The 9,147-nt window shown below is 64.8% G+C and carries 12 protein-coding genes; 8 read left to right on the top strand and 4 right to left on the bottom strand.

The window, feature by feature from the left end:
• Window positions 1–367: 367 nt before the first annotated feature.
• Window positions 368–1,198 carry a DUF817 domain-containing protein gene (locus B2P87_RS02945; protein WP_208764535.1) on the top strand — a complete coding sequence of 277 codons (831 nt, stop codon included), beginning with the start codon at window positions 368–370 and terminating at the stop codon, window positions 1,196–1,198.
• A gap of 52 nt (window positions 1,199–1,250) precedes the next feature.
• Here B2P87_RS02945 and B2P87_RS02940 read toward each other — a convergent pair whose 3' ends face one another.
• A complete protein-coding gene (locus B2P87_RS02940; protein WP_141890610.1) occupies window positions 1,251–1,616 on the bottom strand; it encodes a hypothetical protein in 366 nt (121 codons plus the stop codon).
• Window positions 1,617–1,677: 61 nt separating this feature from the next.
• On the opposite strand from B2P87_RS02940, the gene B2P87_RS02935 reads away from it, so the two are divergent.
• Window positions 1,678–2,478: an alpha/beta fold hydrolase gene (locus B2P87_RS02935; protein ID WP_414671955.1), complete on the top strand. Its 801-nt coding sequence runs from the start codon at window positions 1,678–1,680 to the stop codon at window positions 2,476–2,478.
• Here B2P87_RS02935 and B2P87_RS02930 read toward each other — a convergent pair.
• The 3 genes from B2P87_RS02930 to B2P87_RS02920 all read right to left on the bottom strand — a co-directional run bounded on the left by B2P87_RS02930 (window position 2,475) and on the right by B2P87_RS02920 (window position 4,534).
• Window positions 2,475–2,663: a hypothetical protein gene (locus B2P87_RS02930; RefSeq protein ID WP_008556487.1), complete on the bottom strand. Its 189-nt coding sequence runs from the start codon at window positions 2,661–2,663 to the stop codon at window positions 2,475–2,477. The genes B2P87_RS02935 and B2P87_RS02930 overlap by 4 nt on opposite strands.
• A gap of 96 nt (window positions 2,664–2,759) precedes the next feature.
• Window positions 2,760–3,752, bottom strand: a complete 993-nt coding sequence (locus tag B2P87_RS02925) for a sterol desaturase family protein (RefSeq protein WP_141890612.1) — start codon at window positions 3,750–3,752, stop codon at window positions 2,760–2,762.
• 23 nt (window positions 3,753–3,775) lie between these two features.
• Complete coding sequence (locus tag B2P87_RS02920; RefSeq protein WP_141890613.1) at window positions 3,776–4,534, bottom strand: class II aldolase and adducin N-terminal domain-containing protein; 759 nt, start codon at window positions 4,532–4,534, stop codon at window positions 3,776–3,778.
• Window positions 4,535–4,647: 113 nt separating this feature from the next.
• On the opposite strand from B2P87_RS02920, the gene B2P87_RS02915 reads away from it, so the two are divergent.
• From B2P87_RS02915 to B2P87_RS02890, 6 genes are all read left to right on the top strand, one after another.
• Window positions 4,648–5,538 carry a LysR family transcriptional regulator gene (locus B2P87_RS02915; RefSeq protein WP_141890614.1) on the top strand — a complete coding sequence of 297 codons (891 nt, stop codon included), beginning with the start codon at window positions 4,648–4,650 and terminating at the stop codon, window positions 5,536–5,538.
• A gap of 232 nt (window positions 5,539–5,770) precedes the next feature.
• Window positions 5,771–6,472 carry a 7-cyano-7-deazaguanine synthase QueC gene (queC, locus tag B2P87_RS02910; RefSeq protein WP_141890615.1) on the top strand — a complete coding sequence of 234 codons (702 nt, stop codon included), beginning with the start codon at window positions 5,771–5,773 and terminating at the stop codon, window positions 6,470–6,472.
• Window positions 6,472–6,825, top strand: a complete 354-nt coding sequence (gene queD, locus B2P87_RS02905; RefSeq protein WP_008557807.1) for a 6-carboxytetrahydropterin synthase QueD — start codon at window positions 6,472–6,474, stop codon at window positions 6,823–6,825. The genes queC and queD overlap by 1 nt, the downstream gene beginning before the upstream one ends.
• On the top strand, window positions 6,822–7,532 hold the full coding sequence (queE, locus tag B2P87_RS02900) for a 7-carboxy-7-deazaguanine synthase QueE (RefSeq protein ID WP_141890616.1): 711 nt from the start codon (window positions 6,822–6,824) through the stop codon (window positions 7,530–7,532). The genes queD and queE overlap by 4 nt, the downstream gene beginning before the upstream one ends.
• Before the next feature lie 16 nt (window positions 7,533–7,548).
• Window positions 7,549–8,013 carry a preQ(1) synthase gene (gene queF, locus B2P87_RS02895; RefSeq protein ID WP_141890617.1) on the top strand — a complete coding sequence of 155 codons (465 nt, stop codon included), beginning with the start codon at window positions 7,549–7,551 and terminating at the stop codon, window positions 8,011–8,013.
• Window positions 8,014–8,226: 213 nt separating this feature from the next.
• The gene (locus B2P87_RS02890) at window positions 8,227–9,147 is read left to right on the top strand and encodes an MBL fold metallo-hydrolase (protein WP_141890618.1); all 921 of its coding nucleotides are present in this window, start codon (window positions 8,227–8,229) and stop codon (window positions 9,145–9,147) included.

Below are 9,147 nucleotides of genomic sequence, written 5' to 3'. Positions count from 1 at the left end.
GCACGGGCCTTGGGCCCGGCAGCGCCCCTAAGAGGGGCGCTGCCCGCGCCGTGCGGCCCGCACGGCGCCCTGCCCAACGCTTTCGGGACGGCCGCAGGCAGGCCGGAAAAGGGCGGGAGCGCTTGGCGCGGTTCAACGGAGCGCAAAGCCCCGCCCGGACTCTGGACGCCGCGGGTCAAACACGTGCACATGCCGACCGCTTCCTGATTGCGTTTTCAGAAAGATCAGGGAAAGGTTTTCCGGCAGGCCCGAGGGTTAGCTAATGTTTTGAACCAAGAAATTGTAGAGCAGCCATCCTATGTTCCTTTTCCAAGACTCACCGGCCACGAACCGGACCCGGCGCCTGGAGCGGCGTTTGGGCGACGGAATGCGGGCACGCCTGCCGCTGGCCGCCGCCGAGTTCATCATGTTTACCCTGAAACAGGGGTGGGCCGCCATCTTCGGGATCCTGCTGCTGGCCGGGCTGATTTTCACGGGCTGGTTCTGGCAGCCGGAATGGCCGCTGGCCCGCTATGACGCGCTGCTCATCTATGCGCTGGCGCTGCAAGGGCTGCTGCTGGCCGCCGGCATGGAGAGCTGGCGCGAGGTGCGGGTGATCCTGCTGTTCCACCTGACCGGAACCGCGATGGAAATCTTCAAGGTGCAGGCGGGCAGCTGGGCCTATCCCGGGGCAGGAGTGATCAAGCTGTACGATGTGCCGCTGTTTTCCGGTTTCATGTATGCCGCCGTCGGCTCTTACATGGCGCGGGTGATCCGGTTGTTCGACATGCATTTCGCCCCCTACCCGCCGTTCTGGACCACCGTGCTGCTGGCCGCTGCGATTTATGGCAACTTCTATGCCCACCACTATCTGCCAGACATCCGGCTGGGCCTGTTTGCCGCTACCGTGCTGCTGTTTGCCCGCACCCGCGTCTGGTTCCGCATCGGCGAGCAGTTTTATTGGATGCCGCTGCCGCTGGCGGCGTTTCTGTCGAGCTTTTTCCTGTGGCTGGCGGAGAATGTGGGCACCGGCACGAAAACCTGGCTCTACAACGGTCAGGCCAGCGGCGAGTGGGTGAGTCTGGCAAAAATGGGGTCGTGGTATCTTCTGCTGTACGTCAGCTTTGTCACGGTAACGCTGGTGTTCCGCGATGCGCTGTCTCCTGCCGCCGCGGCGGACCGCCCGCCGCCAGTTGCCGGGCAGCAGCGGCGGGTTTAAGGGCGGCCGGTCAGGAGAGGCTTTCACATCGCAGGCCGCGTAAAGCGGGAAATCAGACCAGCCCGCGCCAGCGCAGCACCACCACCAGCAGGATAAGAACCACCAGCACCGAAAAGGCCATGCTGCCGAGCACCCCGAGCCAGTAGCCCTTACGCCGGTCGGCAATGTCGATTTCCTTTAAGTGCGCCTTGACCTCGCGGGCGGCGCCGCGCAGCGGTTTTTCGTCCACCGTCTGCCGCAGCTTGGGGTGTTCCAGCAGCGGCAGCGCACCGGCCAGTTTCATGCCCTGCTTGTAAACCCGCCGCGGCAGGCGGCGGCGGACAAGTTTCAGCGCGGCGGCGAGGTCGCCGGAAGCGTGCTCGCGCTCCTTCAGGAGCGTGCGGATGTCTTCGATATCCTGATCCAGGCTGGCGGCCATTGCGGCACTCTCCCTCGGCTGATGTGTTGCGCCACCCTAGCCCGCGCCCGCGCCCGCCTCAATGGGGCTGGCAAGCCTTTGCCTGCCCGGTTATCAAGGCGCCATGCTGAACACGATCACTCATGGCTCCGCCACCGGAAAACCCCCGCTTCTGATTGCCCACGGCCTCTATGGCTCGGCCCGCAACTGGGGCGTCATCGCCAAGCGCCTGTCGGATGAGCGGCAGGTGGTTGCGGTGGACATGCGCAACCACGGCGACAGCCCGCGCAGCGACAGCCACACCTATCCGGAGCTGGCGGAGGATCTGGCGGAGGTGATCGCGGCCCATGGCGGCCGGATGGATGTGATCGGCCATTCAATGGGCGGCAAGGCGGCGATGATGCTGGCGCTCAATCACCCCGAGGCGGTGCGCAAACTGGTGGTCGCCGACATCGCGCCGGTGGCCTATGGCCATACGCAGATCCAGTATATCCACGCGATGAAGTCGCTGGACCTGGAGAGCATCGAGCGCCGCCCCGAGGCCGCCGCCCGGCTGGCCGAGGCCGGGGTGGACGCTGCGCTGCAGAGCTTTTTCACCCAGTCGCTGGATCTGCCGAACAAGCGCTGGAAGCTGAACCTGGACACGCTGGCAGAGCAGATGCCGAACATCATGTCCTTCCCGCAGACCGAGGCCGCCTGGGACGGGCCTGCCCTGTTCCTGTCAGGGTCGGACTCGGATTACGTGCTGCCGGAGCACCGCGGCGAAATCCGCGCGCGGTTCCCCAATGCCCGCTTTGCCAAGCTGCCCGGCGCGGGCCATTGGCTGCACGCCGAGAAGCCGCGGGAGTTCGAGGCCGCCGCGCGGGTGTTCCTCAACGCCTAGGCCCCGCGGGCATAGAGCTGCCTGGCGACCAGCCAAGCGACCGGCATCCCCAGAACGGCGCCAGCAGCCGCGGCGGCAAGGATCGCCTGGGTCGTGACCAGCCCTGCTGCAAGTACAGCGATCACCCCGGCGCCTGCCAGGCTGCTGCCAATCAGCGAATACAGGATGGATGCAAGACGCAACATGGGCTTTCTCCTTTGCCTCTGACTGTTCTGCGCACAGGCATAGGGATTCGCGAATATATACGCCTTGATCCTGATCAGTTCGGCATTGATGCAATTCTAGCGCGTGTACATCTGCTTCTTAAAGGCCCGCGTCCGGTCCGTCGCCGCGGCGGAGCCGTCGTGGTAGGTGCCGAACCATTTGTCGAAGGGGATTTCCGAGGTGCCGTAGTTGCACTCGAAATAACGGTGGTGCAGCTGGTGGAAGAAATCGCCGGCCTTCGCGGCCTCTGTGTCCCTGGCGATCACCCGTTCGAAGCCGGAGTGCGACAGCACCGGGCTGACCTGCTGGAACATCGCATGGAACACCAGGTGCAGCGGGTGCGAGGGCACGATCAGGTGGACGAAATAGGTGGTGAAGTAGAGCAGGTTCTCATACCAGTGGTTGGAGATCCCTGACCACGGCCCGATGTTGACGTTGCGGTGGTGGACCGCATGGACGTGTTTATAGAGCCGCGGGTGATGCTCCAGCCGGTGCACCCAGTAGAAATGCAGGCCGGACCACATCGGGATCAACAGCATCCAGACCACGCACCACACCGGGGCTTCGGCGAATGTCACGGTGGGCACCCAGCCATTGGCCATCAGCCAGTAGATGCCCCATTGATAGATGGTGGCCACGGTGATGGCGCTGCCAAGGGTCCACCACATGTTGTCCAGCACCTGGTTCTTGAAGGTAAATGTGCCGTTGCCCCGCGACAGGTCGCGTGTGTCGAACTTTTTCTGCATACCCTGGCCCTTACGGATGTAGAGCCACCAGTGCAGCCCCCCGGCCACCGCGGCCTGCGGCAGCAGGTTGGCAAGCCAGACCTGCAGCATCCAGCCGGGGCGGAAGGCGGCCATCTCTGCCAGCGGCGGCAGCAGCCAGGCGTAAAGGGCGAGCGCCAGCAGGAGGCAGACCGTCAGCGACGTGATCTCCATCCAGGCGCCGCGGTACCATCTGAGGACCGCCGCCGGGCGCGGCGGCCAGCTGAACAGCGGGTTGAGCGGCACCGGCCCCTTGGGGTGATAGTGCCAGCGGTCCGCCTCGCGGTCGGGGAGCGTGCCGTGCATTGGGTTGCCTCCTGTCCCAGGTTTCAGGTTGCGTAGTTGGAGCCCTCGTCGTCGAGGATCGCCTTCAGCTCCGCCAGGTGGCGCTCGGCCTGATTGGGGTAATCCTCCAGCTCCTGCGCGGTTTTCTCGGCGATCTCGTCGCTCAGCACCCGCAGTTCCCGGCCGGTTTGCAGGGCGCGGATATAGGTCTCGGCTGCGCGTTCGAAGTAATAGAGCCGGTTGAAGGTGTCCGCGACGCTATCGCCAATGACCAGCACGCCGTGGTTGCCCATGATCATCACCTTGACCTTGGGGTCCGTCAGCATCCCGGCGCAGCGCGCGCCCTCATCCTCAAACGCCAGGCCGCCGAAATCATTGTCGACCACATAGCGGCCATAGAAAGTGGCGGTGTTCTGGTCGATCGGCGGCAGGGTGCTGTCGGCTAGGCAGGCGAGCACGGTGGCGTGGATCGAATGCACATGCATGACGCAGCGCGCATGCGGGCACAGCCGGTGGATGGAGCCGTGCAGGCCCCAGGCGGTCGGGTCCGGCGCGCCGGGACGCTCCATCGTCTTGGGGTCGTCCGCGTCCAGCAGCAGGAGGCTGGATGCCTTGATGCGCCGGAAATGCGCCTGGTTCGGGTTCATCAGGAATTGGGTTCCGTCCTCGTTCACCGCCAGGCTGAAGTGGTTGGCGACGCCCTCATGCATGTGCAGCCGTTCGGTCCAGCGGAAGGCCGCGGCCATGTCGACGCGCTCCTGCCAATGGGTGAGATTCGGGCTTAGCGCCGCTTGCGTGTTCATTCCTGCGCCTCCGGAAGTGCGGTTGCGTTATTGGTGCCAGCCGGATTGTCAGCTGACAAACAATGGATTCAGCCGCTATGCATTAAGGAAACTAATGCACAGGTCATACATCCATGCCGCCCCCCGGATCGCCGCCCTCCTCCCTGCCCCCGCTCACCTGGCTGCGCGCCTTTGAGGCCAGCGCCCGGCACTTGTCGTTCACCCGCGCCGCGGCGGAGCTGAACCTGACGCAATCGGCAATCAGCCAGCATGTGCGCAGCCTGGAGAACTTCCTGGGCCGGGAGCTGTTCATCCGCAAAACCCGCGCGCTGGAGCTGTCGGAGGCCGGGGCGAATTACATGCCGATTGTGCGCGAGGCCTTTGACCTGATCGCGGCCGGAACCCAGGCCTTTACCGGCGGCGATCAGGGGCGCCATCTGGTCTTGCAGTGCAATATGGCCTTTTCGGTGTTCTGGCTGTCGCCGCGCCTGCCGCGGCTCTATGCGCGGTTCCCCTGGCTGGTGCTGAACATCGTGACACCGATCTGGGACCCGGAACGCCATGCCAGCTCTGCCGGGACCGAGATCCGCTTTGGCCGCCCGAACGACATGTCGGCAGCGGCGGTGCGGCTGACGCGGGACCGCTTCTATCCGGTCTGCGCACCGGGCTATCAGGGCGGCGCGGTTGATTTCGGCACTGCCACGCTGCTGGATTGTGCAGGCGTCACAGGCTCCTGGGGGGCGTGGTTCAAGTCGCAGAACCGGCCGTTTGACCGCAATCACGAGATCAGCCTGGCCTCTACTTACGTGATCGCCATGACCGCGGCGGTGAACGGGGCCGGGATATCCATGTCCCATGACACCCTGGCGGGCGGACTGCTGGAGAGCGGCCAGCTGGTCCGGGCCAGCGATCATTCGGCGGAGCAGCTGGAGAGCTATTTCCTGATGCCGCCGCCGAGCCATGCCAGCACTCCGGCGTCGCGGGCGTTTCTGGAGTGGCTGGAGGGGGAATTGCCGCCGGTATAGAAAGCACCGCCCGGCGGCACGCCGGGCAGCGCCCGTCCGCCCCCATGGGCGGGCGCTACGCTTCCGCCCGCGGCCGGGCCCTGCCCTCACCGGCCACCAGCCACTTTCAAAAATCTCCAACAAGTCCTGCCGAATGTTCGCAATACGCCCGCCGCTTGCGCCATTCCCGCCATGCTGTTAAACGCGCGCCACCGGTCGCAGCCTACCCGGTCACCAAAACAAGGGTTCAAACATGAAGACTATCGTTATCTGCTCGGGCGGGCTGGATTCCGTTTCGCTTGCCCATATGGTCGCTGAGGAGCATCAGCTGACCCGTCTTGTCTCCTTCGATTACGGCCAGCGCCACAGGAAGGAACTCGACTATGCCGCCGCCGCCGCCAAACGGCTGGGGGTGCCGCATGACATCATCGACATGCGCGGCATCGGGGCGGCGCTCTCCGGCTCGGCCCTGACCGATGACATCGACGTGCCGGACGGCCACTACGAAGAAGAGACCATGAAGGTCACCGTGGTGCCGAACCGGAACGCGATCATGCTGGCCATCGCCTACGGCATTGCTGCCGCCAACGGCGACGACGCTGTGGCGACGGCGGTGCATGGCGGGGATCATTTCATCTATCCGGACTGCCGCCCGGCGTTTACCGAGGCGTTTGACGCCATGCAGCGCGCGGCACTTGATGGCTATGCGGACGTGCGGCTGTATACGCCGTTCGTGCACCGCACCAAGGGCGACATCGTCACCGCAGGTGCTGCGCACAACACCCCCTTTGCCGAGACCTGGTCCTGCTACAAGGGCGGTGAGAAGCACTGCGGACGTTGCGGCACCTGCGTGGAGCGGCGCGAGGCCTTTCATCTGGCGGGGGTCGAGGATCCGACGGACTATGCCGACCCGGATTTCTGGAAGGCGGCGATTGCTGCCAAGGACGGCGCCTGATGTTCCGGATCACCAAGGAATTCCACTTCTCCGCCTCGCACCAGCTGACCCACCTGCCGCCGGACCATCAATGCGCCCGGCTGCACGGGCATAACTATGTCGTGGTGGTGGAACTGGCGGCGAAGGAGCTGAACAGCGACGGCTTCGTGCGCGACTATCACGAGCTGAAACCGCTGAAGGACTACATCGACGGCACCTTCGACCACCGGCATCTGAACGATGTGCTGGACGGGTATTCGACGGCGGAAAACATGGCGAAGCACTTCTATGACTGGTGCCATGCGCGCTGGCCGGAGGTGGCTGCCGTGAAGGTCTCAGAGACCCCGAAAACCTGGGCGGAATACCGGCCATGACAACATTGCGCATTGCGGAAATCTTCGGCCCCACGATCCAGGGCGAGGGCGCGCTGATCGGGGAACCCACGGTGTTCGTGCGCGCAGGCGGCTGCGATTACCGCTGCTCCTGGTGCGACTCGATGCACGCGGTCGACAGCGCCTACCGGCATGACTGGGCGGTGATGACGCCCGAGGACGTCATGGCAGAGGTGCGCCGCCTCTCCGGGGGCAAGCCGCTGACCGTCTCGATCTCCGGCGGCAACCCGGCGATCCAGGACTTTGCGCCGGTGATCGCCATCGGCAAGGAGGAAGGCTACCGCTTTGCCTGCGAGACCCAGGGGTCAGTGTCCCAACCCTGGTTTGCGGATTTGGATACGCTGGTGCTGAGCCCCAAACCGCCGTCGAGCGGCGAAAAGACCGACTGGCACAAGTTCACCCGCTGCCTGCATCAGGCCCAGGGCTGCGGCCAGGCGGTGATGAAGATCGTAGTGTTTGACGACACCGATTACGCCTGGGCCAAGGCCGCGGCAGAACGCTACCCGGAGCTGCCGCTGTACCTGCAGCCCGGCAACCCGGAGGTCGACCCGGACCTGCCGGTCGACTTGCAGCAAGCCACGGACCGCCTGTTGTGGCTGATTGAAAAAGTAACCGGCGACGGCTGGTTCACCCCCCGCGTCCTGCCCCAGCTGCATGTGCTGGTCTGGGGCAACAAGCGCGGCGTCTGACGACAAGGAACCCGATATGTCTGACAGCATCTACAGCAACCTGAAGCAGCTGGGCGGCGACACCATCGTGCCGCAAAGCCCGGAAGAGGCAGAACTGGAGCGGGTGCAGAACCCGCAGGCCGATGTGGCCTACAACGTGCGCTTCACCGCGCCTGAGTTCACCTCGCTCTGCCCGATGACCGGGCAGCCGGACTTTGCCCATCTGGTGATCGACTATGTGCCCGGCGACTGGCTGGTGGAAAGCAAATCGCTGAAGCTGTTCCTCACCTCCTTCCGCAACCACGGCGCCTTCCACGAGGATTGCACCGTCTCCATCGCCCGCCGCCTGGCGGATTTCCTGGAGCCGAAATGGCTGCGCATCGGCGGCTACTGGTATCCGCGCGGCGGCATTCCGATCGACGTGTTCTGGCAGACCGGCCCAATGCCCGAAGGCGTCTGGATCCCGGATCAGGGCGTGCCGCCCTACCGCGGCCGCGGCTGAGCCGGTATTGCTGCAGAAATGAGGACGGCCCGGGATCTGATGGTTCCCGGGCCGTTTTTTTGTCTGCCTGATGGCGCATCTTGCGCGCCGTCTCCGCCGCAGCGAAAGCCCGCGCGGGAACCGGTTTTCCTGCCAAGCGTTATGCCTCCAATGCCGCAGGCGGCCCGGCCCCTGCGGCCATCAGCACGACATATGCGCAAAGGAGGGGAAACAATGGCAACGGACTACACGCAAGGCGACCGCATTGTCCGGCATTCGCCCGCGGGCAGCAGCAACAGCCCCGAGGTTTGGGGCCTGTATGAACCGGAAAGCGGATCGGTCCAGTATATTTGCGCCGATCCCTCGACACGCAAGGCGGCGCTGATCGACGTGGTCTGGGATTTCGACCCGAAAAACGCGGGCACCGCACAGGACAGCATCGACCACGTGATGCGGGTGGTCGAACAGGAAGGCCTGACGCCCGCCTGGATCCTGGACACCCACCCGCACGCCGACCACTTCATGGCCTCCGCCCGGCTGAAAGAGCGCACAGGCGCACCCACGGCGATTGGCGAAAAGGTGCGCGAAATTGCGGAGCTTTGGCGCGGCTACTACCACATGCCGGAGGCATTTGATCCCAGCCGCGACTTTGACCGCCTGCTGGCGGATGGCGACACCATCGAGCTGGGCGATTTGCAGATCCGGGTAATGCTGTCGCCCGGTCACACGCTGGGCTCAGTCAGTTATGTCTGCGGCGATGCGGCGTTTGTCCATGACACGCTGATGCACGCCGACGCGGGGACCGCGCGTGCGGACTTCCCCGGCGGTTCCGCCGGGGAGCTATGGCAGTCCATTCAGGAGATCCTCTCCCTGCCGGAAAACACCCGCCTATTCGTCGGCCACGATTACGGCACCGATGACCGGGACGCCCCCGCGTGGGAGGCCACGGTGGCAGAGCATCTGGCGCGCAACCCGCATGTGAAGGCCGGGACCCGCAAGGAAGACTGGATCAAGCAGCGCACCGAGCGCGACAAAACCCTCTCCCTGCCGGACCGGATGCTGGCAGCCCTGCAGGTAAACCTGCGCGGCGGCCGCCTGGGCGCGGCGGAAAGCGACGGCAACCATTACCTGAAAATTCCTGTCAACAAATTCTGA

The sequence above is a fragment of the Leisingera sp. UBA4491 genome (assembly GCF_002388965.1).
GTDB classification, from domain to species: Bacteria; Pseudomonadota; Alphaproteobacteria; order Rhodobacterales; family Rhodobacteraceae; genus Leisingera; species Leisingera aquaemixtae.
Note: the sequence above shows the minus strand (reverse complement) of the source record. Positions and strands in the feature narration are given on the sequence as shown.